This window comes from Rhodococcus sp. 3258 (genome assembly GCF_031456475.1).
Classification (GTDB): domain Bacteria; phylum Actinomycetota; class Actinomycetes; order Mycobacteriales; family Mycobacteriaceae; genus Rhodococcoides; species Rhodococcoides fascians.
In genome coordinates, this window is sequence record NZ_JAVDUT010000004.1 from 254,388 (window position 1) to 277,396 (window position 23,009).

The window sequence follows — 23,009 nt, forward strand, 5'->3', positions numbered from 1 at the left end:
ATGACTACGTCCGACTCGGATTTCACCTCAGGCCCCGACCGCACCCACGACATCGTCGTCTACGGCGTCACCGGATTCGTAGGAAAGCTGACGGCGAAGTACCTCGCCGAACACGCGCCTGCCGACACCCGTATCGCGCTGGCAGGCAGGTCCACCGGACGCATCGAGGCAGCGCGAAAGGAACTGGGACCCACCGCCCAGAACTGGCCCGTCATCGAAGCCGATGCCGCCGACACCGCTGCGCTGCGATCCATGGCCGAATCGACCCGAGTCGTCATCACGACGGTCGGCCCGTATGCCAAGTACGGCATGCCACTGGCAACTGCGTGCGCCGAGGCCGGAACCGACTACGTCGACCTCACCGGCGAGGTGCTCTTCGCTCGCGAGAGCATCGACACCAACCACGAGATCGCACAACGTACCGGTGCCAGGATCGTCCACTCGTGCGGGTTCGACTCGGTTCCGTCCGACATCGGTGTCCACGCTCTGTACGAGGCCGTCACGGCCGACAATGCGGGCGAACTCACCGACACCACGCTCGTGGTCACCTCGATGTCGGGCGGGGTCAGTGGCGGTACCGTCGACTCGCTCCGTGGTCAGATCGAGGCCATGAAGAAGGACAAGCGGGCCCGACGCATCGCGGCCCGTCCGTATTCGCTGAGCCCCGATCGAAGCCTCGAGCCTCAGCTCGGCCGCCAACTCGATACCGTGCTCATCGACGGAAAGAAGATCGATCCGAGCCTGCGCGGGTGGAAGGCTCCGTTCGTGATGGCCTCGTACAACACACGAGTCGTGCGGCGTAGTAATGCACTTCGAGACTGGGCCTACGGGAAGCAGTTCCGGTACAGCGAGGTGATGAGCGTCGGCTCGTCCGTCGTCAGCCCGGTGCTCGCCGGCGCATTGTCGGCGGGACTGTTCGTCGGAGTATCGGCCATGACGGTACTGCCGGGCAAGGTGCTCGATCGCATCCTGCCCAAGCCCGGTAGCGGCCCCAGTGAAAAGGCCCGAGAGAAGGGCCATTTCACGGTCGATCTATACACCCTGACGACGTCCGGGGCGCGATACCGGGCCCGGGTCAAAGCGTCCGGCGACCCCGGCTACAAGGCGACGGCGGTCATGCTCGCCGAGTCCGCACTCGCGCTGGTTCTCGGTGGAGACGCACTGCCGAAAGCCAGCGGAGTTCTCACTCCCGCAACCGCCATGGGCGACGTTCTGGTGGACCGTCTGAATGCGGCCGGCATGGAGATCTGGGCCAAGCGGAACTGATTGCGGTGCAGGGAACGTCGGGCACGACTGGATATCTCGCATCGACACTTCCGGTCGCGGCGCTCGCCGCCGAGTCGGTCGGTGCCCTCGGCACCGCCGTCGCCCAGTTGCAAAGCGCGCTGGGATCGGTGACGACGGATTCCGAGACGGTGACGCCGACAGCGTCCATGGCGCGTATCACCGCGTCGTTCATGGGCGACACCGTGTTGCGGATCGACGGCGAGCCGGTGCAGGGTTTCGCCGATCTGTCCGGCTTCTTCCCGGTGTCCGACGGTTGGGTGAGAACCCACGCCAACTACCCACACCACCGAGAGGCATTGCTCGGTGTGGTGGGCCTCGGTGGCGCCGGCTCGGCGGAGTCGATCGACGTGTTCGGCGATCGACTCCGTGGAATGTCCGGGTTCGAGCTCGAAGAGCTGTGCGCGGCGTCGGGCGCTCTGGCCGTGCGGGTCCGCACGGAAGAACAATGGTCCGCTCACCCCGCTGGTATTGCCGCGAGCTCCGGTCCGGTCGTTACACGAAGTGCGGCCGATCCGGCTGCCCGAGTGCGCATTCCGTCGTTCCGGCTGCTTTCGTCGCTTCGGCCACACGGTGCCGAATACCCGTTGGCGGGTATTCGGGTGCTCGATCTGACGCGGGTGATTGCCGGTCCTGTCGCTACGCGCGCTCTCGCACTTCTCGGTGCCGACGTGCTCCGTGTCGATTCGCCCCGGCACCCGGAGTTGCCCTGGCAGCATCTGGAGAACGGCCAGGGCAAGCGGTCGGCCCTGCTGGACCTGGACACGGCGGAGGGACTCGATCGGATGCTCGGGCTCCTCGACTCGGCCGACGTGCTCGTCACCGGGTATCGGCCGGGGGCCCTCGATCGTTTCGGCCTCGAACACCGGGCGGACCTCGTCCACGGGCGCATCAGCGCATGGGGCACAGAGGGTCCCTGGTCGCGGCGGCGGGGCTTCGACAGCCTCGTTCAGGCTGCGAGCGGTATCTCTGTTCTGGAAGGCCGTGACGGTCGGCCCGGTCGGCTTCCGGCTCAGGCGCTCGATCATGCGAGCGGTTATCTGCTGGCTGCCGGAATCGTCTCGGAACTGGCGGCGCGCGTAGAAGGGTCGGGCACTGCGGCACCGGTCGACGTAGCGCTCGCAGCAACGGCGGCGTGGCTGACCGGTCTTCCCGGGCGCGACCCCGAACACGGCCCCGCCGCGCTACCGCCACCCGAGTGCGTGGTCACGCACGGCTCGGTGACGGCAGCGCGACCGGTGTTCGACTGCTACTCCGACTACGCGTACCCGGCTCACGTCTGGGGTAGCGACGAGGCCGGTTGGTTACCGCGCTGACCGGTCTGCGGAGCTACTCCCGGTCAGCGCAGAAGCCTCGGTGTACAGATCCTTGGCCTCCTCGGTCGAATCCACCTGGGGCGGAGAACCATCGAGTGGCTGAGTAGCCGACTCGCGGAGGAAACCGACGGCGATCAGACCGATGACGCCGCTGATGATCAGGTAGTAGGCCGGGATCATGGTGCTGCCGGTGGAACTGACCAGGGCCGAGGTGACCAGCGGTGTGGTGCCGCCGAAGATCGACACCGACAGGTTGAATCCGATCGACAGTGCGGCGTAGCGCACGCGCGTCGGGAACAGTGCAGGCAAGGTGGAGGCGCTGGGTGCGGCGAAGCACGCCAACACCACTCCCAGCAGCAGGCACGCAATCAGAGGCCCGATCCATCCGCTGCGCTGAATCAGCAGGAAGCACGGGATGGCCAGGACTATCTGTCCGATGGCACCGAACACGAACACCGGCTTGCGGCCGATTCGGTCCGTCAGCCGACCGACGGCCACGATGATGGACACGACCACGACCATCGCGGACAGGACCAGCAGATCGGCGCTGAGCTGGCTGCGACCGACGACCTCGGTGAAGTACGTGGGCAGGTACGAGGTCACCATGTAGTTGGTGACGTTGTACAGCAACACGATTCCCATGCAGATGAGCAGTGCTTTCCAATGGACCGTGAAGATCTTTCCGATCGAGCTGCGTCCGGTCTCCTGCGCCTTGACCTTCGAGTCGTGCTCGTCGAGTTGCTTGCGGAACGCGGGGGTGTCCTCCAGCTTGAGGCGCAGGTACAAACCGATGATGCCCATCGGTCCGGCAATGAAGAACGGTATGCGCCAGCCCCATTCGATCATGGTGGCGTCGCCCAGAACCGCATTGAGAATCGTCACCAATCCGGACCCCATCGCGTATCCGACGAAAGTACCGAAGTCGAGCCAACTGCCGAGGAAACCTCGTCTTTTGTCGGGTGAATATTCGGCGATGAAGGTCGTGGCACCGCCGTATTCACCACCGGTGGAGAATCCCTGAACCAGGCGGGCGACGAGCAGCAGGATGGGAGCCCAGATTCCGATGGAGTCGTAGCTGGGAATCAGGCCGACGGCCAACGTACCGATCGACATCATGATCATGGTGGCGGCCAGGACCTTCTGGCGTCCGATGCGGTCGCCGAGAGGGCCGAAGAAGAGTCCACCGAGTGGCCGTACTACGAACGCGGCCGCGAACGTGGCGAAGGTCGACAGCAACTGGACTGCGGGTGACGCGTCCGGGTAGAACACCTTGCCCAGTGTCGCGGCCAGATAGCCGTACACACCGAAGTCGAACCATTCCATCGTGTTGCCCAGTGCCGCAGCAGACACGGCCCGCTTGAGCATGGGCTGGTCCACGACCGTGATGCTTTCTTCCGACATCGCCGGCTTGCGACGCATACGTTTAAAGAATGCGTCACGCCGCAGACGCTGTACGTGGCGCTGGCCCCATTTCGGGATCTGGGGTGACGACTCGGGCGATTCTGGACCTTGCGCAACCGTCATTGCAGCAACGTTAGCGAGCGCAATGACCAGCATACAAACACCGAAACGGACATCGGCACGCACGAGCGTGCATTCCCCCAGGTAGAGGTCGGTCGATCGAATCTTGGCCACTACCTAGACAATTGGCGCATTGATCGCAATACGGACAGGACTCCCCAGCGTGCGTGACGACGGTGGACGGCGGCCTGGCACGATGGACCCATGCCCACCCATGACTACGCCCTGGCCGTGAGCTGGACCGGCAATCGCGGACACGGGACGGCGAATGCAGCCGCATACGACCGCGATCATTTGGTCACGGCACCCGGAAAACCCGATCTCTCGGCCAGTTCCGATCCGAGCTTTCGCGGCGATCCCGAGCGGTGGAATCCAGAGGAGCTACTCGTGGCGTCGCTGTCGAGCTGCCACATGCTGTGGTACCTCGGGTTGGCCGCCGCGTCGCACGTGACCGTCACCGACTACGTCGACTCCCCCACCGGGGTCATGACCGAGCAATCCGACGGCTCGGGACAGTTCGTCGAGGTGACCCTGGCTCCGATAGTGACGGTCGCCGATTCCTCGATAGTGACCCGTGCGGAGGAACTGCACGCCGAGGCCGCAGCCAAGTGCTTCATCGCCCGATCGGTCAACTTCCCGGTCCGCCACAACCCGACGACTCGGGTGAACGCATGACCGTACCGATGATCGTCGACGTCGACACCGGGATCGACGACTCGCTCGCACTGCTCTACCTGTTGGCCACCGACGAGGCCGAGATCCTCGGCATAGCGTCCACCGCCGGTAACGTGCCGGTGAACCAGGTCGCCGCGAACAACCTGGCCTGGCTCGACCTGTGCCGCGCGGCCGATATCGAAGTGTCGCTCGGTGCGCAGGTGCCGTTGTTTTCACCACTGATGACCACCGAGGACACTCACGGGCCGCAGGGCATCGGATATGCGGAGCTGCCGGTGTCGAGTCGGGACCTGTCCGCACGCGATGCCACCACGATGTGGATCGAGTTGGTTCGCTCGCGACCGGGTGAGATCACCGGTCTCGTCACCGGTCCGCTGACCAATCTCGCGCTGGCGGTTCGCCGAGACCCCGAGTTGCCTCGGCTGTTGAAGCGATTGGTGTTGATGGGTGGTGCTTTTCAGCATCAGGGCAACACGACGCCGACGAGCGAGTGGAACATCGCGGTGGACCCCGAGGCTGCAGCGGAGGTCTTCGCCGCTTTCTCCGGACTACCCGAGGACCGCCGCCCGATCGTCTGCGCACTCGACATCACCGAGACCATAGAGATGACACCCGAGCATATTCGCCTTCTCGGTGAACGCGCCGGAAGCGTTCCGGCCGAGCTGATCTCGTCGACCGATGCGCCGGGGACGCGATCGACGGCCTCGAACCCGATCGTGCGTCATTTCTCGGACGCGGTCCGCTTCTACTTCGAATTCCATCGCGATCACGATCAGGGGTTCCTGGCCCACATGCACGATCCGTTCGCCGCAGCAGTGGCGGTGCAACCGGATATCGCCACCTACCGGCACGCGACCGTGGACGTGGAACTGGTCGGAACCCTCACTCGCGGAACGACGGTGGCGGATTGGCGCGGAATGTGGGGCAAGCCTCCGAACGCAGCCATCGCCACCCACGCCGATCCTCAGGCGTTCTTCGATCAGCTCGTCGAACGCGTCGGCGAGCTGGCGGCGACTCTGTACCCCACCCAGCAGGGACAGCAGGCGTCAGGAATCGAAGGCGTCGAGTAGCTCCTGAGCGGCCAACGCCGCCGTGAGCGACCCGTCGCGCACGCGAGATTCCACGTCGTCTCGAATTGCCTTCACCGACGGGCTCTGAGCCAACCGACGCAGTAGCTGATCGTTGACCATCGTCCACGTCCAGTCCACCTGCTGCTTGCGCCGCTTCTCGGCGAACTCGCCTGCGTCACGGAGCACCTGCTGGTGGCGGAGCACCGTGTTCCAGTACTCGTCGAGGCCGGTGCCTTCGATGGCACTCATCGTCAACACCGGGGGCTTCCAGATCGCATCGTGCGGATAAATCAGCCGCAGTGCACCCGCCAACTCTCGCGCCGCGTTCTTCGCGTCGGTCGCGTGCTTGCCGTCGGCCTTGTTGACGGCCACCAGATCTGCGAGTTCGAGAACGCCCTTCTTGATGCCCTGCAACTGATCCCCGGTACGCGCAAGCGTGAGGAACGTGAAGCAGTCGACCATGTTCGCGACCGTCACCTCGGACTGGCCCACGCCCACGGTCTCGACCAGGATCACGTCGAACCCTGCGGCTTCGAGCAACACGATGGTCTCTCTCGTCGCGCGTGCGACTCCGCCCAACGTTCCCGAGGTCGGCGACGGCCTGATGTACGCGTTCTCCTGCACCGCGAGACGCGACATCCGGGTTTTGTCTCCCAGGATGGAACCACCGGTCCGCGTCGACGACGGATCGACCGCAAGCACCGCGACCCGATGTCCCTGTTCGATCAACCGCATTCCGAGCGCATCGATGAACGTCGACTTCCCGACCCCCGGAACCCCGGTGATGCCCACCCGGTGCGATCCGCCGGCGTCGGGCAACACCCGAAGCAGCAACCGCTGTGCCAAGTCACGATGATCCGAGCGGGTCGATTCGACCAACGTGATCGCCCGGGCGAGCCCGGATCGTTCGTTCGCTCGGACCGACTCGGCCACCGCATCGATGTCGATGACGCGGCCCTTGTTCGGAGAGTTCATATTCAGGCGTTGGCCTCGCGTGGTGCATGCCCGAGCGCAACGGACAGCTTCTCCACCAGACCGATCGCCGCGTCGGCGATGACGGTGCCCGGAGGGAAGATCGCCGCGGCACCCGCTGCGTAGAGCTCGTCGAAATCGCCGGGCGGGATGACGCCACCGACGACGATCATGATGTCCTCGCGCCCGACGTCGGCCAAGGCCTGTCGCAAGGCGGGCACCAGCGTCAGATGGCCCGCCGCCAGTGACGACACTCCGACGACATGGACGTCGTTGTCCGCTGCCTGCCGGGCAACCTCCTCGGGCGTCTGGAACAACGGACCGACGTCGACGTCGAAGCCGATGTCGGCGAACGCCGTGGCAATGACCTTCTGGCCTCGGTCGTGTCCGTCCTGCCCCATCTTGCACACCAGAACACGAGGACGACGGCCCTCGTCCTCGGCGAACTGTTCGACCAGCGCGGTGGCGCGGGTGATGTTCTCGGATTTACCTGCCTCATCGCGGTACACACCACTGATTGTCCGGATTTCCGCCTGATGGCGCCCGTAGACCTTCTCCAAGGCGTCGGAAATCTCACCGACGGTGGCCATCTTGCGGGCGGCATCGATGGCGAGAGCCAGCAGATTGTTCTCCATGCCCGGCTGGTCCGACGCTGCGGCCCGAGTCAGGTTCGCCAGTGCCGCCTCGACCTCGGCAGTGTCCCGCTCGGTACGAAGACGCTCGAGCTTCTCGATCTGCTCTTTTCGCACCTTCGAGTTCTCGACCTTGAGTACCTCGATGGTGTCGGGCTCGTCGGGCACGTACTTGTTGACGCCCACCAGCGGCTGTCGGCCGGAGTCGATGCGCGCCTGGGTACGAGCCGCCGCCTCCTCGATGCGCAACTTCGGAATGCCTTCGCCGATGGCCTGCGCCATGCCGCCCGCTTCCTCGACCTCCGCAATGTGTGCGCGAGCCCGATTCGCCAGCTGATGGGTGAGCCACTCGACGTAGTGCGACCCGCCCCACGGATCGATCGGCCGAACGGTGTTGGATTCCTGCGCGATGAGTAGCTGAGTGTTGCGGGCGATACGGGCCGAGAAGTCGGTCGGCAACGCCAGTGCCTCGTCGAGCGCGTTGGTGTGCAGGGACTGCGTATGGCCCTGGGTCGCGGCCATGGCTTCGACACAGGTGCGGGCGACGTTGTTGAACACGTCCTGTGCGGTCAGCGACCAACCCGACGTCTGCGAATGAGTGCGCAGGGAACGGGATTTGGCACTCTTGGGCTCGAATTGTTGGACGAGCTCGGCCCACAGCAGCCGCCCGGCGCGGAGCTTGGCAACCTCCATGAAGAAGTTCATTCCGATGGCCCAGAAGAACGACAGTCGCGGCGCGAACGTGTCGATGTCCATGCCGGCGTCCAGGCCGGCTCGGATGTACTCGACACCGTCCGCGAGGGTGTAGGCGAGTTCGAGATCGGCTGTGGCACCGGCTTCTTGGATGTGGTAGCCGGAGATGGAGATCGAGTTGTACTTCGGCATTTTCTCGCTGGTGTACGCAAAGATGTCCGAGATGATGCGCATCGACGGCTTCGGCGGATAGATGTAGGTGTTGCGCACCATGAACTCTTTGAGGATGTCGTTCTGGATGGTGCCGGCGAGTTTCTCCGGCCCGACGCCCTGCTCCTCCGCGGCGGCGACGTACAGCGCCAGAATTGGCAGCACCGCTCCGTTCATCGTCATCGACACCGAGACGCTACCGAGGTCGATACCGTCGAACAGCTGTCGCATGTCGTAGATGGAATCGATTGCCACACCGGCCATTCCGACGTCACCCTGCACTCGCGGGTGATCGGAGTCGTAGCCCCGGTGCGTGGCCAGATCGAACGCCACCGACAGGCCTTTCTGCCCGGCCGCGAGGTTGCGGCGGTAGAAGGCGTTGGACTCGGCTGCGGTGGAGAATCCGGCGTACTGGCGAATGGTCCACGGTTGGTTGACGTACATCGTGGGATACGGCCCGCGGAGGAACGGCGGGGCACCCGGATAGCTGTGCAACGGGTAGCCCTCGGCCTCGGCGGCATCCCGGTCTGCCTCGGTGTACACCGGCTTGACGTCGATGCCCTCGGGAGTGGACCACACCACCTGCTCAGGGGTGTAGAAGTTGGCCTTGGCACCGTTCTTCACGTGTGTGGCCACGTCCTCCGCGGACGGCGGCGACGGCGTCGGCTCGTCGGGATCGACCAGCGGTACGTCGGCGAAACTGCCGATGGTGTGCGAGATTCGGTTCTCGTCGGTACTCACTTCGAGGCTCCCAGCGTGTCGAGAAGTTCGGTCAGCACGGCGACGGCGTCGACCTTTGCGGTCAGGAATCCATCAGGACGGGACGGGCCGTCGACGCCGGCGAAGATCTTTTCCGGGCCGGCGAGCAAGACCCGCGAGACCCCTGCTGCACGCAGAGCATCCACGGCAGTAGCGGCTTCGTCGCCGTAGCGCTTGTCGGTTCCGCATACCACGGCGATCGAGGCTCCCGACGCTTCGACAGCACCGGCGACAGCGTCGACGCCCAGGGGGCCGGGGTTGACAGCTTCGATTCCGCCCGACGCCAACAGATTGGACGCGAAGGTCGTCCGGACGTTGTGCTCGGCGACGGTCCCCAACGGGACCAGTAGCACCTGGGGTCGCGAATCATGCTGGGCCAGATAAGAATCGGATCGATCTCGGAGCGACTCGAATGCCCGGCCGTACCGATACACGGGTGCCGAGCCGGCAGGCTGCGTCTGCTCGGGAGTCAGGGGGGCCTCGGCCAGATTGGGAAACTCGTTGACACCGGTCAGCGGAGTGATGCGATGCGCGATGTCGGACTCGCGCTCTGCACGGGTCTTCTCGATGTCGGCGACCAGCGAACCGTCCGCGGTTGCTGCAGCGAATCCGCCCGACGCTTCGATGGTCTGGAAGAAGTCCCACGCCGTCGCGGCAACCGCAGCCGTGAGTTCCTCGATGTACCACGAGCCCGAACCCGGATCCAGAACCCGACCCAGATGGGCTTCCTCCAGCAGGAGCAACTGAGTGTTTCTCGCGATACGGGCAGCGAACGTCTTGGACACTCCGGCGGCGCCACCGTTCAGTGCCGCGTCGAACGGCAGCACCGTCACCGAATCCGCACCACCCACTCCGGCGCCGAACGACGCAAGAGTGGTACGCAGCATGTTCACCCACGGATCGCGCTGCGACATCATCGCTTCCGACGTCACCGCATGCTGAGGAGCATCACCGGCGTCGGGCGCACCGCACACCTGCGCAATCCGTGCCCACAGAATGCGAGCAGCGCGAAACTTGGCGATGGTCTGGAACTGGTCGTCGGTTGCTGCGAATCGAAACTCGATCTGGCGCAAAGCATCCGAGACGGCCACACCGTTCTCGGTCATCGATCGGACGTACTCGAGCCCGGCCGCGATCGACGCACCCAGTTCCTGCGCATCCGACGCACCGAGATTGTGGAACACGGTGCCGTCGACGGTGATGGCACGCATCGACTCGGCGCGGTCGATGCACGCGCGGGCCAGGTCGAGCGCCTCGGCCATCTCTATGGATTCCGTGCCTGCCACTGCAGCAGTGAGAGTGTCCACTCCGAGTCTGACGTCGACGGCGGCGCGATCGTCGATTTCTGCCGCATCGAGAACGTCGAACAGTGCCGTCGCTGCCGCGCGAACATCCCTGCGGGCATCGATCGTCAACGGGGCCAGCTCGAGCAGCACGCCACGGAGAGCCTCCGACAGATCCGACGGATCCAACCCACGCGACCCCACCGTCAACCAGAGCGCACTGGTGCCGTTGGCGAGCGAATCGAGGATCTGACCGTTCAGCGCGGGCACACCGTCACGAACGTCGGAACCGTGACGCGTGCACACCTTCCAGCCCGCGTTGACGTCCCGATGCGGATCACGCCCCCGCAGGTACGGAAACTGCCCCGGCAACGGACCCTCGGGGCGCTCGTCGAACGCGGTGTACAGCGGAGACACCGTGATTCCGTCGTACGTCGTGGAATCGAGAAGATGTTCGGGATCGGCAGGCAGATCGGCCACATCGACCCGGCGAGACTTGGCCAGGACCCCGGCCACCGCCTGCTGCCAGGCCGCGTGGGCACTGCGTGCGGCATCTTCGTGCGACGCGATGGACACGTGTGCTGCTCCCTCGGTTCGGCGGGCAGTCCTACACCCGACTTGAAGTGATGCTAACCCCACCTACATGCAGGCTATCGTGAGGATCACCTCACGTTCGGTGACCCACGCCGCAGGCTCCGCTCCCGAACCGTCTGGTCACTCCGCAGGCTCCGCTCCCGCCCCCTTTCGATCACTCCGCAGGCTCCGCTCCCGCCCCCTTTCGGTCACTCCGCAGGCTCCGCTCCCGCCCCCTGGGTCACTCCGCAGGCTCCGCTCCCGAACCGTTCTGTCATCTCACGCCGGTACTCTTGCCTCTCGTGACCCGGCACCTGCGCGACCTTCGTCTGATCGCGCTACTGGCGGTGATCGTCGTCCTGGCTGTCGTTGCGGTGTTCGCCCCGCATCCGAGTGTCGAGCAGATGCGCCAGTGGGGCACCTCGGTCGGTCCTGCGTTTCCGCTCGTGTTCTTCGCCGTCCATGCACTGGTGACCATTGCACCCATTCCCAGAACCCTGTTCACATTGAGCGCCGGAGTGCTGTTCGGGCCATTCACCGGTCTGGCGGTGACGATCGGCGCCTCTACGGTCAGCGCGGTCCTCGCCCTGCTGTTGGTTCGGGCGATCGGGCGAGAAGCCGTGGCGGCGCGAATGTCGCATTCAGCTCTCGACTCTGTCGACGAGAGCCTGCGCCGACGAGGGTGGCTCGCGGTCGGCTCTCTGCGATTGATCGCCCCGGTGCCTTTCTCTCTGGTGAACTACGCCTGCGGTGTGTCGGCGGTTCGGCTTGTCCCCTTCGCTCTGGCCACTGCCGCCGGCATGCTGCCCGGCACCCTCGGGATCGTGGTGATCGGTGGAGCAATCGGCGGGCAGACCCATCCGGTACTGCTGGTGCTGTCCGGGATCTGCATTGCGATCGGCGTGAGCGGGTTGTTCGTCGACTGGCGTTTGTCGCGGACTCGTGAGGCCGCATCGGCACCGGAGAACAGGCGTCACGGCGAGAACCTTGATTCGGGACAATCAAGCCTGGAAGCTTGACTTGATCAAATCAACGCTCTAGCCTTGTCGCATGTTCGTGATGACCGTCGACCAGCGTCGCAGCAGACGTGACATCGATCGCGTGCCCGATCTACTGGACCGGTATCGCGATTTCGATCTGATCCGCCCGTTCGAACGCACCGCAGGCGACGAGGTCCAGGCCGTCTGTGAGGACGCAGCAACCGTCGTCGCGATCGCCCTCGACCTGGTGGCGACGCCACATTGGAGCGTGGGAATCGGCGTCGGTTCGGTCGAGCTTCCGTTACCCGACACGACGCGCGCCGGCCGGGGCCAGGCATTCGAGGCTGCCCGAGACGCCGTCACCAGAGCGAAGAATGCGCCTGCTGCGCTCGCCGTCACCGGACCCGAGCCGGAAGCGGCCGAGGACGCCGAAACCGCATCGACCTTGGTTGCCATACTCGTCGCTCGTCGCTCGGACCAGGGCCGAGAGGCGGTTGCGCTCATGGCAGAGGGAATGTCGCAGACCGACGCGGCCGAAAGGCTCGGTATCAGCAAACAGGCTATGTCGCAACGACTTTCCGTCGCCGGCTGGCACGTCGAAAATGCCGGCCGCACCCTTGCCGCGAGGTTGTTGAACGCGGCTGACGCGACAGGAAGTCACACGTCATGATCGTCGTCGCCCTCGTTCTTCTGGCTCTGACGGCAGGTGTCGCCCTCGTCCCGGCCGGCGACCGCATCAGGCTGTGGGTCCCCACTGTGGCTGCCTCGACTCTGCTCACCGCAGCCGCTGTGCTTGCCACGCTCGCCGGGCCGGCACACGGCGTCGGTCATGCAGTCGGAGTCGTCCTGAGCGTTGCCGTGGCCGCCGTCGGCGGCACTGCCGTGGTGCCGAGCGTCTTTCGCGTCGCCAGACGACAGAACGACTCGACCGACGACGAGCCGGTCGAGCCGCTGCGTGGAGGGTTGACGATAGGAATTCTCGAACGTGTAGCGGTTGCGGTATCCATTCTCACCGGCTGGCCCGAGGGAATCGCCATCGTACTGGCGGTCAAAGGACTTGCGCGCTACCCCGAACTGCGCGAATCCCACGCCTCCGAACAGTTCATCATCGGCACCTTCGCCAGCGTTCTGTGGGCACTGGCGGCAGCGGGCGTGGGATTCGCGATCAATTCGTGATCAGCGCGCTTCCGGTTCTGCCTCGGGAGATGCCGACAGGGCACCGATATCCATACCCTTGGACAGCTCCGGAGATGCGGCCAACGACGTGTCCACCGGCTTACGGGCCACCGCCTCGGCGGCCTTGACGGCTTCGGCGACAGCCGGATCGGTCTTGGTCTCGAACCACTCCGCAACCTCGTCCGAGTCGTCCTCGGGTTTCGGCTCGTTGCCCGCGGACTCGTTGGGCTCGTATCGGAACACCCCGTCCTCGCCTGGGGCTCCGAGGGTCTTGGCGAACCCTTTGAGAGCGTCGCCGAAATCGCTCGGGATCATCCACACCTTGTTCGCGTCGCCCTGCGCCATCTGAGGCAACGTCTGCATGTACTGGTAGGCCAACAGTTCTGGAGTGGGCTTACCCGCCTTGATGGCACCGAAGACCTTCTCGATGGCCTTCGCCTGCCCCTGCGCCTCGAGGTACTTCGCGGCGCGATCACCCTGAGCCCGCAGAATTCTGGACTGCCGCTCACCCTCGGCAGTGAGGATGGCCGCCTGCTTACCGCCTTCGGCAGCGAGGATTCGACTCTGCTTGTCGCCCTCGGCTGTCTTGATCGCCGATTCACGGTGCCCCTCGGCCGTGAGAATGGTCGCGCGCTTCTCGCGGTCGGCCTTCATCTGCTTCTCCATCGATTCCTGAATCGAGGGTGGCGGGTCGATGCTCTTGAGCTCGACGCGGGCGACTCGAAGACCCCACCGACCGGTGGCCTCGTCCAGCACCACTCGGAGCTGACCGTTGATCGAATCACGGGACGTCAGAGTCTCTTCCAACGTCATTCCGCCGACGACGTTACGCAGCGTGGTGGTGGTCAACTGCTCGACACCGACGATGTAGTTGTTGATCTCGTACACGGCCGACTGTGGATTGGTCACCTGAAAATAGACGACGGTGTCGATCGACACCGTCAGGTTGTCCTTGGTGATGACCGGCTGCGGCGGGAACGAGACGACCCGTTCTCGCAGATCGACTTTCGCACGGATGCGATCGACGAACGGGACGAGGAACGTGAGCTGACCGGACACGGTACGCGTGTACCGACCGAGTCTTTCGATCACTGCTGCCTCGGCTTGCGGGACGATCGAGATGGACTTGGCCATCAACACGGCGACGAACGCAACGATGACGGCCAGTGCTATGAGTGCTTCCACTGGCTTTACGGTCCCTTCCATACGACGGCGGTGGCACCGTCGATTTCCATCACGGTCACGGTGGTACCGGGGGCGTAGACCTCTGTCTCGTCCAACGGACGCGCGGTCCACACCTCGCCACCGAGTTTGATCTGGCCTTCGTGCGCAGTGACCTGTTCGAGCACGACTGCACTCTTACCGGTGAGAGCCGCAACCCCCATCGGGGTGTCCGGCGGATGTGCGAAGCGCCGCAACAAGATCGGACGCAGACCCAGAACCAACGCCAACGACAACACGCCGAAAACGATTGCGTCTGCCCATACCGGGAAGTCGGTCAACGCTGACACCCCGGCGGTACCGAGCGCACCGCCGGCGATCATCAGTAGGAAGAAGTCACCCGTCAGTGCTTCGGCACCGGCAAGCACAACCGCCGCTATGAGCCACAAGATCGCTGCCACAAGCTCCATCCTGGCACGAATCGGACATCCGCCGATGGATCAGCTGGTCGGAACAGCTACTCGGTGACGAAATCGACCAACTGTTCGACGGCACCGATCAATGGAGCCTCCAGATCTCGGAAGCTCGACACCGACGAGTACACCCGCCGCCATCCTTCCTGCGGAGTTCCCCAGCCCAGCTCTCGACAGATTCCGGTCTTCCAGTCCTGACCGCGCGGAATCTTCGGCCACGCCCCAATGCCGACCGCCGACGGCTTGACGGCCTCCCACACGTCGATGAACGGATGGCCGGTGACGAGAACGTGTTCGCCCAACGATCTGGTCATCTTCGATTCCTTGGACCCGGTCACCAGGTGGTCGACCAGGACCCCGACGCGACGGCCCGGGCCGGGACCGAAATCGGCCAACCGCTCCCCCAGGTTGTCCAGGCCCTCGAGATGTTCGACGACCACGCCCTCCACTCGAAGGTCGTGTCCCCACACGCTTTCCACCAGGGCCGCGTCGTGCACACCCTCGACCCAGATACGGCTGGCACGAGCCGTCCGGGCTCGCAGGCCCTCGACCTTGGTGGATCCGGACGCCGATCTGGTCGGTTTGGCCGCGGTCGCGGGCTTCGGGCGGACCAGCGTCACCCGGCGGCCGTCGATCAGAAATGCGGCCTCGCGCAGGGCGAACAGTCGCGTCGTTCGGGCGCCGTCCTCGAGTCGGACGAAATCTCCGTCGTATGTGCGCTCGAAGCCGACCACAGCACCGCAATAACCCGAACCTGCGTCCTCGACCACCATGCCGCGCTCGGCCGGCACCTCCGGTGCCGGAACCTTCCGCATGCGACTGTGCCCTTTGAGAATGTCTCCGCCGTACATGTCGTTCACGGCGACCAACGCTAGCGATACCGGCGTCCCGAGCACGGTTCGCCACGCCGACCTATGCTCGTGAGTCGTGTGTTCTCCGAGTGCAAGTCTTGCCCTGTGGGCCGGTTCCTGGCTGGCCGGTGCCGGTTCGCCGGACGACGTCATCGACGCGATGTCCGAGTGGGCACCGATGCATCTGGTCGGTGCCGGTGACAACGAAGCAGCAACGACGTACGGGCTGCGCTTTCCGGGCTACGCAGAGGGCATCGCCGGGGCGCTCGCCGCGGTCCGAACCGCCGCAAACGCAGGACCCTCACCCGCAGCCGGGGAGGAACGGATACGTCTGGTGCTGCCCGCAGCGGGTGCGGTGGCCGAACTGCCGGCCCGGACAGAATTCTCTCGTGCAGCGATCGGTGCCGAGCAGGCGGTGATGATCGGTACCCCGGGCTCCGCCGGAATCGGGGTGGTACCCGTCGTCGAGGGCCCCGACGTGCTGCGCTGGACCGTGTATTCGATCGACGTTCCCGCTCACGCCCACCGAGATCGAGGTCTCGGTGAGGCCGAGTACGAGATGCGCGAGGCCGTGCGCGGCGCGGCGGATGCACTCGCACAGATGCAATCGCTCCCCACCCGCACTCTCGAGGCCGACCCGCGCACTCGCATCGCCGAGCTGATTGCCGACGCTGCACGGCACCGCTATCCCCCCGAGATGTCCGAACGCGCCTTCCGAGTGCTCGAATCGGCCGATCGGGTCGCGGCCATCCTCACCGTCGCCGCCGGATCGACTCCCTCGGAGGCACCGACTGCCGCCGCAGCGGCCGCCCGAGAAGAACTCGTCCGGCCGCTGTGGGCCGCCGTGCGCACGGCCCGGACCATCGCCGTGGCGACGAGCATCGGTGCCTCGATGCAGTCGGCCCGATGACCGACAGGACCGACACGTAGCGGTCCTGTCGGGGCTGGGCCGCGAGACAGGCAAGAGGCCACCCGTCAGGCAGGAGCCGCCAGTCAGGCAGGTGCCGTCGCAGGCCGTGACGGACGCGTCGGCTGCTCGCAACATCCGACGGCACATCGATTGCCGTCGAGGGTGGATCCGTAGCCGGGAACGCTGCCGAGTCCTCGGCACGTCCCGCCGACGCGATACTCGTCCACCAGCTCCCTGATCATCTTCGGGAATCGAGCATCGGAACCGGGCGTACCCGCGCGAGCGAAAGCCATCCCGAGTTCACGGGCCTTCTCCTCGGCTTCGGTGTCGAGATCCCACACCACTTCGAGGTGGTCGGACACGAAACCGATCGGGCACACGATCACCGCGTCGACGGACTTCTCGGACAGTGCTTCGAGATGATCGCAGATGTCGGGGTCGAGCCACGGAACCTGCGGTGGTCCGGAACGAGACTGCCACACCAGATCGTATTCGGTGCTGCCGGATGCGGCCGCGACCAGACGCGACGCCTCCGCAACCTGCCGGCTGTACAGGTGGCCACCATCCGCGGGTGGGCCTGCATTGGCGTCGGCTGCCGACGGAATGGAATGCGCGGTGAACACCAGCCGCGCTCCTGCCCGATGCTCCTCTGGCAGCGACCTGCGCGCGGCATCGACGGCCTCGGCGAACGCCTCGACCATCAACGGGTGGTCGTAGTACTGACGGATCTTGAGCAAATGCGGGGCGTCGTCCCCCACGGACGCACGGGCCCTGGCGATGTCCTCGTGGTACTGCCTGCACCCGGAATACCCGCCCCACGCGGAAGTCGGAAAGACGAGCGCGGAGCGGACGCCGTCCGCCTTCATCGTCGCAACGGTGTCCTCGACCATCGGATGCCAATTGCGATTGCCGAAGTAGATCGGCAATTCGATTCCGGCCGAATCGAACTCGGCCTGCAGTGCGGCGATGATGTCGCGATTGAGTTCGTTGATCGGTGACACGCCACCGAAGTGCATGTAGTGCTCGACGACGGCGTCGAGACGCTCGGGCGGCACACCACGTCCGCGAGTGACGTTCTCGAGAAACGGGCGAACGTCGGCGGGCTTTTCCGGTCCGCCGAACGAGAGCACCAACAGTGCGTCGAAATCTCCAGGGGTGGTCATGAATCCATTGTGCCCCTGTCGCAGCAGGGCTGCGGCAGGGGCACAATCGGTCGACGAAACCTACGGTGAGCGAGCCCACGTCGGACTCCACTCACCGACGTGTCACATGTTTTCGGGCAGGTACGTGTTGTGGCTCGCTCCGCCGTCGACGTACACGATCGACCCGGTGGTTCCGGGCAGCCAATCCGACAGCAACGCGACGATCGACTTGGCGACGACGGTCGGATCGTTGACGTCCCATCCAATGGGAGCGGCGCCGTCCCAGTACACGTTCAGCTGGTCCATCTTGGCCGCATCGCCGGTCGCGGTGCCCGCAATCGCCTTGGCGGCAAGAGTCCTGATCGGTCCTGCTGCAACGAGATTGGAGCGGATACGCTTGGCTGCGCCCACTTCCCGTGCCACGTAACGATTCACCGACTCGAGAGCAGCCTTGGCTACGCCCATCCAGTTGTAGTACGGCATCGACGTCCGCGGATCGAAGTCCATTCCGACGATCGAGCCACCCTCGTTCATGACCGGCAGCACGGCACGCGCGAGAGATGCGTAGCTCCACGCCGAGATCTCGAATGCCCTCGCCGCGTCGGGGCCGGGGCCGTCGAGGAACGGCTTGGCATCCGGGCCCATCAGGGTGCGAGGTGCGAATGCGATGGAGTGCAGAACTCCGTCGATACCCTCCGGCGCTACTTCACGAATTCGGTCCGCCAGCGCGGCGAGGTGCTCCTCGTTGGTGGCGTCGAGCTCGATCGCCGGGGGCACCTCCTTGGGCAGCCGCTGCGCGATGCGGTCGATGAGCCGCAGCCGATCGAACCCGGTGATGATCACCTTGGCACCCTGCTCCTGCGCCATGGCCGCGGCGTGGAACGCGATCGACGCGTCGGTGATGATGCCGGTGATGAGAATGGTCTTGCCTTCGAGCAATCCGCCCATAATGCTGCGTCCTTAATTCGGAGGTGAGTATCTATCGAAATCGTTGTGCGAGAAGGTTTCTCAGTGCCCCATGCCCATGCCGCCGTCGACGGGAATGACAGCACCGGACACGTACGACGAGTCCGGTCCCGCAAGGAAACTCACGACTGCTGCAACGTCCTCGGGCTGACCGAGACGCTGAAGTGGAATGTATTCCTTCGCCTTACCGCGCAAGTCGTCCGACAACTCTGCGGTCATGTCGGTTTCGATGAATCCCGGTGAGACGACGTTCGCCGTGATGGACCGCGAACCCAGCTCCCTCGTGATCGACCGGGCCATGCCGATGACTCCGGCCTTGGACGCCGCGTAATTGATCTGCCCCGGCCCGCCGGCCATCGCGACGACGGAACTGAGGAAGATCATCCGACCCCAGCGCGCGCGCAGCATGGCCCGGTTGGCGCGCTTGGCGACTCGGAAGGCTCCGGTCAGGTTCGCATCGATGACCCGCTGGAACTGCTCCTCGGTCATACGCATCAGCAGGGTGTCGTCGGTGATGCCCGCGTTGGCGACGAGTACCTCGACGGGTCCGTGCTTCTCCTCGACCTCCTTGAAGGCCGCGTCGACCGAATCGGAGTCGGTGACGTCGCAGACGACCCCGAGCAATCCGTCGGGAGCCCCGGATCCGCGGTGGGTGACGGCCACCTTGTGTCCGTCGGCACTGAGCCGTTGGGCGATGGCCAGACCGATACCCCGGTTACCTCCGGTGACGAGTACCGATCGCGCGATGAAGTCAGGTGTGGACATGCCTAGCAACCTATCTGTTCGTCCTGGAATGACAAAGCGAAACTTACTGGTGAGTAATAACAGCGATCACGGCAATCGTTGCCGCATCACCAACGCCGAACCGAGCCCGGCCGAGATGCACAGGACACCGAGGATCAACCAGGGTCGCGAAGCGTCCCCGCGGGTGATCTCGAAGCCGATTTGCTCCTCCAGGGTGTCGTAGACGTCTCGGAGGCCCTCGAGCGAGGAGGCCGTGAAGAAACTTCCCCCGGACAGAGTCGCGATCTCGCGCAACGACGGGTCGTCGACCGGAACGGGCACGCGCTCGACCCCGCCTCCACCTTCGTCTTCGATCTCGACCGACCCGTAGCTGGTGCCGAACGAGATCGTCGAGATCGGCACTCCCTTGTCCTTGGCTGCGCGCGCTGCGGTGTAGCCGCCTCGTGGATCGTCGAGGTTCTGGGGAACGGTTTGCTTACCGTCGGAGAGCAGCACGATGCGGGCCGGCGGTGCCGCGTCGCCACCCCCGAGGATCGCGCCGAGAGTGTCGATCGACTGCAGCGAGGTGAAGATTGCTTCACCGGTGGCCGTCCGCTCGCTGAGCTGCAGTTTGTCGATTGCCGACTTGGTGGCGTCGCGGTTGGCCGTGGGTGAGACCAATACCGATGCAGTGCCGGCGAATGCGACGAGACCGAGGTTGATGCCGGGTGTGAGGCCATCGGCGAACGACTTCGCTGCTTCTTGGGCCGCAGCCAGCCGAGTGGGTTCGACGTCCGTCGCTTCCATGGACAGCGACACATCGATGACGAGCATGACCGTCGCGCGGTTGCGTGGAACACGTTGATCGGCAGTGGGGCCGGCCAACGCGACGGTCAGGAACATCAGCCCGACCAGTACCAGTGCGGTCGGGAGATGACGCAGACGATTGGGCCGGTTCGGCGCGACCGACTCGAGCAACTCCATGTTGGAGAAACGCAGCACGTGCTTCTGCTTGCGGCGTTGAATCCAGACGTACCCCGCCGTCAGGGCGAGGACGACGACGAGAAACGCAAGCCACCACGGCGCAGAGAAATCGGTGAGGCTCATCGCGAACCTGCCCTCGCGGTATTGGTGAAACCGGAGCCGATGGTGTGCCTGCGAGCAGTGACGAAGCGGACTACATCGGCGATCCAGTCACCGTCGGTGCGCAGAGTCAAACGCGGTGCCCCGCATCGGCGCAACGCTTTCTCCACGTCGTCGCGGTGTGCTGCGGCTGCTCGCGCGAAGTCGGCGCGGAGCCGGGGCGTCGCGGCGAACTCCCGAGTGCGGCCGGACTCCGGGTCGTGCAGGACCACGTCTCCCACATCCGGAAGTTCGAGGTCTCGCGGATCGAGTACCTCGACGGCCAGTACGTCGTGTCTGGCAGAGATCGCCCGCAGTGATCGCTCCCAGTCGATCGGGCCGAGGAAGTCGCTGATCACCACGGCCAGACCGCGCCGGCGTTCGGGACGCCGCAGCGCCTCGACGGCGTCGCGAAGATCTCCGCGGACGCCGTCTGCGGCGGACGGTGTCGTAGCGATCGTCCGCAGCATCGACTGGCTGTGTACCCGCCCCCCGCGCGCTGGGATTCGCGTCGTCGTCGCGCCGGTGGCCACGACAGCTCCGATGCGATTACCACCGCCGCCGGTCAGGTGGGTGATGGCGGCCGAGGCCGCGACCGCGAGATCGCGCTTCTCGCACCCCGCGGTTCCGAAATCGAGGCTGGCCGACAGATCGACGACAAGCCACGTTTCCAGTTCGCGATCGGCCACCGACTGCCGCACGTGTGGGTGTGTCGTCCGGGCAGTGACCGACCAGTCCATCTGCCGAACGTCGTCACCGGGCTGATATTCGCGCGCGTCCCCCGGTTCGGATCCCGGGCCGGGTATCAGGCCGAGGTGGTCGCCGTGCAGAACGCCGTCGAGACGCCTACGTACCGTTATCTCGAGCGTGCGCAGCGCAGCGGCCAACTTCGGATCACGCAGTTCGCCGGACCGAAACGACGGCGGCCGTGAGACCGCACCTCGGCCGGCTCTGTCGGCTGCGCTCACTGACCCGGCGAACCGGTCGACGATGCATCACCCGACGGCTTGTGCAGCGACGGAGCGGGTTCGCCGGCCGTACCGCCCGGTGGGCGCTGCTCGGGTCCGGGCTGGGGTGCCGAGCCGGGCCCTTGCCCGGGGAACTGCGGCTGACCCGGGTACTGCCCCTGGGTCGGGCTCTGTCCCTGCCCCGGATTCGGTCCCTGCCCCGGGTACTGCCCCTGGGCCGGATACGGTCCCTGAGCCGGATACTGCGGCCCCGCTCCCGGGAACTGTGGTGTGCCCTGTTGACCACCGAAGGGCTGACCGGGTGCGGTGCCGTTGTCCTGCGACATCGGAACCGCCTGCGGCGACACCTGCGGTAGTCCGACGGTCTGCAGAATGCGGGAGATCACGGTCTCGGGCGTCACTTCGTCGGCGAGGGCATCGTAGGAGAGCACCAGCCGATGCCGGAGCACGTCGGGAATCACCTCGAGCACGTCCTGAGGAACGACGTAGTCGCGGCCTCGCAGCAGGGCGAGGGCGCGGGACGCAGCGATGATGCCGAGGGTGGCACGCGGGGAGGCCCCGTATGCGATCCAGCTGCCGACATCGTCCAACCCGAACTGTTCGGGCGTGCGGGTGGCGGCGATGACTCGAACCACGTAGTCGACGAGCGCGTGGTGCACGAACACCGAACTGGCCAGGTTCTGCAGACGGACCAACTCGACAGGGTCGAGTATCTGCTTGGGCTCGGGGGCCTTGATCCCCATGCGGTAGACGATCTCGCGTTCTTCTTCCACCGTCGGATAGTCGACGACGATCTTGAACAGGAAGCGGTCGCGCTGGGCTTCCGGGAGCGGGTACACGCCTTCGTTCTCGATGGGGTTCTGCGTCGCCATCACCAGGAAAGGATCGGGCATGGGGAACGTCTTGCCACCGATGGTCACGTGCCGCTCGGCCATGACTTCGAGCAGCGCCGACTGGACCTTCGCCGGTGCTCGGTTGATCTCGTCGGCAAGGACGAAGTTCGCGACGACCGGGCCGAGTTCGGTGTCGAACTCTTCGCGGCCCTGACGGTAGATGCGGGTTCCGACCAGGTCGGTGGGTACCAGGTCCGGGGTGAACTGGACGCGGGAGAACGAGCCACCGACAACGCGGGCGAACGTCTCCACTGCGAGGGTCTTCGCCACGCCGGGAACGCCTTCCAGCAGCACGTGCCCACGGGCCAACAAGCCGACCAGAATGCGCTCGACCAGACGATCCTGACCGACGATCACCCTTTTGACCTCGTACACGGCCTTCTCGAGAAGCCGAACGTCGGCGGCGAGATCGGGACTGTCCACCCGCTCCGGCTCCCCACCCTGCGGATTCGGACTCGAAGACCCGATCTGTGTCGGCTCCTCGTCGTTCGAAATCCGGCCGTCACGTGATGTCACCAAGAATTCACCGCTTTCAGTCGATCATCGTCGGGCACGTTCCATACCGCCGAGATCAACTATTCCAGGTGATGCTCGCGCGCGCCGAAACCCACCCCTGACCCGCGCGCCGGAGTGGAGCCTGCGGAACGACGCAGAAG

21 protein-coding genes are annotated in these 23,009 nt (G+C 65.2%); 8 read left to right on the top strand and 13 right to left on the bottom strand.

Annotated features, from left to right (window positions below):
- Both J2X62_RS14840 and J2X62_RS14845 read left to right on the top strand, forming a co-directional pair.
- Positions 1-1,266 (top strand): trans-acting enoyl reductase family protein, encoded by a 1,266-nt coding sequence (locus tag J2X62_RS14840; protein WP_222063115.1) that lies wholly within the window; start codon positions 1-3, stop codon positions 1,264-1,266.
- Between the two features lie 5 nt (positions 1,267-1,271).
- Positions 1,272-2,600, top strand: a complete 1,329-nt coding sequence (locus J2X62_RS14845) for a CoA transferase (protein WP_283549094.1) — start codon at positions 1,272-1,274, stop codon at positions 2,598-2,600.
- Here the strand turns inward: J2X62_RS14845 and proP are convergent.
- Positions 2,589-4,019 (bottom strand): glycine betaine/L-proline transporter ProP, encoded by a 1,431-nt coding sequence (gene proP, locus J2X62_RS14850; RefSeq protein WP_370878783.1) that lies wholly within the window; start codon positions 4,017-4,019, stop codon positions 2,589-2,591. The genes J2X62_RS14845 and proP overlap by 12 nt on opposite strands.
- A 306-nt stretch (positions 4,020-4,325) precedes the next feature.
- Between proP and J2X62_RS14855 the strand changes: the two genes are divergently transcribed.
- Together J2X62_RS14855 and J2X62_RS14860 are read left to right on the top strand one after the other, a co-directional pair.
- On the top strand, positions 4,326-4,796 hold the full coding sequence (locus J2X62_RS14855; RefSeq protein ID WP_310181477.1) for an OsmC family protein: 471 nt from the start codon (positions 4,326-4,328) through the stop codon (positions 4,794-4,796).
- Positions 4,793-5,866, top strand: a complete 1,074-nt coding sequence (locus tag J2X62_RS14860; protein ID WP_310181478.1) for a nucleoside hydrolase — start codon at positions 4,793-4,795, stop codon at positions 5,864-5,866. Before J2X62_RS14855 ends, J2X62_RS14860 begins: the two co-directional genes overlap by 4 nt.
- Here J2X62_RS14860 and meaB read toward each other — a convergent pair.
- The 3 genes from meaB to mutA are packed head-to-tail and all read right to left on the bottom strand — an operon-like array spanning position 5,843 to position 10,991.
- Entirely contained in the window at positions 5,843-6,841 is a 999-nt protein-coding gene (gene meaB, locus J2X62_RS14865; RefSeq protein WP_032370517.1) for a methylmalonyl Co-A mutase-associated GTPase MeaB, read from the bottom strand. The genes J2X62_RS14860 and meaB overlap by 24 nt on opposite strands.
- Positions 6,842-6,843: 2 nt before the next feature.
- Positions 6,844-9,114: a methylmalonyl-CoA mutase gene (scpA, locus tag J2X62_RS14870; RefSeq protein ID WP_283549096.1), complete on the bottom strand. Its 2,271-nt coding sequence runs from the start codon at positions 9,112-9,114 to the stop codon at positions 6,844-6,846.
- Positions 9,111-10,991, bottom strand: coding sequence for a methylmalonyl-CoA mutase small subunit (gene mutA / locus J2X62_RS14875; RefSeq protein ID WP_027497046.1), 1,881 nt, complete (start codon positions 10,989-10,991; stop codon positions 9,111-9,113). The genes scpA and mutA overlap by 4 nt, the downstream gene beginning before the upstream one ends.
- Positions 10,992-11,290: 299 nt before the next feature.
- Between mutA and J2X62_RS14880 the strand changes: the two genes are divergently transcribed.
- Genes J2X62_RS14880 through J2X62_RS14890 form a run of 3 tightly spaced genes read left to right on the top strand, consistent with a single transcriptional unit; the run spans position 11,291 to position 13,144 of the window.
- Positions 11,291-12,007: a TVP38/TMEM64 family protein gene (locus tag J2X62_RS14880; protein WP_310181480.1), complete on the top strand. Its 717-nt coding sequence runs from the start codon at positions 11,291-11,293 to the stop codon at positions 12,005-12,007.
- 31 nt (positions 12,008-12,038) lie between these two features.
- Positions 12,039-12,638, top strand: coding sequence for a hypothetical protein (locus tag J2X62_RS14885; protein WP_027497044.1), 600 nt, complete (start codon positions 12,039-12,041; stop codon positions 12,636-12,638).
- On the top strand, positions 12,635-13,144 hold the full coding sequence (locus tag J2X62_RS14890; RefSeq protein WP_027497043.1) for a hypothetical protein: 510 nt from the start codon (positions 12,635-12,637) through the stop codon (positions 13,142-13,144). The genes J2X62_RS14885 and J2X62_RS14890 overlap by 4 nt, the downstream gene beginning before the upstream one ends.
- Here J2X62_RS14890 and J2X62_RS14895 read toward each other — a convergent pair whose 3' ends face one another.
- Genes J2X62_RS14895 through J2X62_RS14905 form a run of 3 tightly spaced genes read right to left on the bottom strand, consistent with a single transcriptional unit; the run spans position 13,145 to position 15,629 of the window.
- Positions 13,145-14,329: an SPFH domain-containing protein gene (locus J2X62_RS14895; RefSeq protein WP_027497042.1), complete on the bottom strand. Its 1,185-nt coding sequence runs from the start codon at positions 14,327-14,329 to the stop codon at positions 13,145-13,147. It abuts the gene before it with no gap.
- A gap of 5 nt (positions 14,330-14,334) precedes the next feature.
- Positions 14,335-14,766, bottom strand: a complete 432-nt coding sequence (locus J2X62_RS14900; RefSeq protein ID WP_027497041.1) for an NfeD family protein — start codon at positions 14,764-14,766, stop codon at positions 14,335-14,337.
- Positions 14,767-14,822: 56 nt separating this feature from the next.
- The gene (locus J2X62_RS14905; RefSeq protein WP_094652885.1) at positions 14,823-15,629 is read right to left on the bottom strand and encodes a DUF3097 domain-containing protein; all 807 of its coding nucleotides are present in this window, start codon (positions 15,627-15,629) and stop codon (positions 14,823-14,825) included.
- A gap of 76 nt (positions 15,630-15,705) precedes the next feature.
- Between J2X62_RS14905 and J2X62_RS14910 the strand changes: the two genes are divergently transcribed.
- Positions 15,706-16,539: a hypothetical protein gene (locus tag J2X62_RS14910; RefSeq protein WP_032365775.1), complete on the top strand. Its 834-nt coding sequence runs from the start codon at positions 15,706-15,708 to the stop codon at positions 16,537-16,539.
- An 83-nt stretch (positions 16,540-16,622) separates the two neighbouring features.
- On the opposite strand, the gene J2X62_RS14915 is transcribed toward J2X62_RS14910, so the two are convergent.
- The 6 genes from J2X62_RS14915 to J2X62_RS14940 form a co-directional block, all read right to left on the bottom strand.
- Positions 16,623-17,702: a ferrochelatase gene (locus J2X62_RS14915; RefSeq protein ID WP_032365774.1), complete on the bottom strand. Its 1,080-nt coding sequence runs from the start codon at positions 17,700-17,702 to the stop codon at positions 16,623-16,625.
- 102 nt (positions 17,703-17,804) lie between these two features.
- A complete protein-coding gene (gene inhA / locus J2X62_RS14920) occupies positions 17,805-18,629 on the bottom strand; it encodes an NADH-dependent enoyl-ACP reductase InhA (RefSeq protein ID WP_027497037.1) in 825 nt (274 codons plus the stop codon).
- Between the two features lie 60 nt (positions 18,630-18,689).
- Positions 18,690-19,412, bottom strand: coding sequence for a 3-oxoacyl-ACP reductase FabG1 (gene fabG1 / locus J2X62_RS14925; protein ID WP_032365773.1), 723 nt, complete (start codon positions 19,410-19,412; stop codon positions 18,690-18,692).
- A gap of 66 nt (positions 19,413-19,478) precedes the next feature.
- On the bottom strand, positions 19,479-20,477 hold the full coding sequence (locus J2X62_RS14930; protein WP_027497035.1) for a VWA domain-containing protein: 999 nt from the start codon (positions 20,475-20,477) through the stop codon (positions 19,479-19,481).
- Positions 20,474-21,460, bottom strand: a complete 987-nt coding sequence (locus J2X62_RS14935) for a DUF58 domain-containing protein (protein ID WP_032365771.1) — start codon at positions 21,458-21,460, stop codon at positions 20,474-20,476. Before J2X62_RS14935 ends, J2X62_RS14930 begins: the two co-directional genes overlap by 4 nt.
- Positions 21,457-22,821: an AAA family ATPase gene (locus J2X62_RS14940; RefSeq protein ID WP_371832736.1), complete on the bottom strand. Its 1,365-nt coding sequence runs from the start codon at positions 22,819-22,821 to the stop codon at positions 21,457-21,459. The genes J2X62_RS14935 and J2X62_RS14940 overlap by 4 nt, the downstream gene beginning before the upstream one ends.
- Positions 22,822-23,009: the final 188 nt, after the last annotated feature.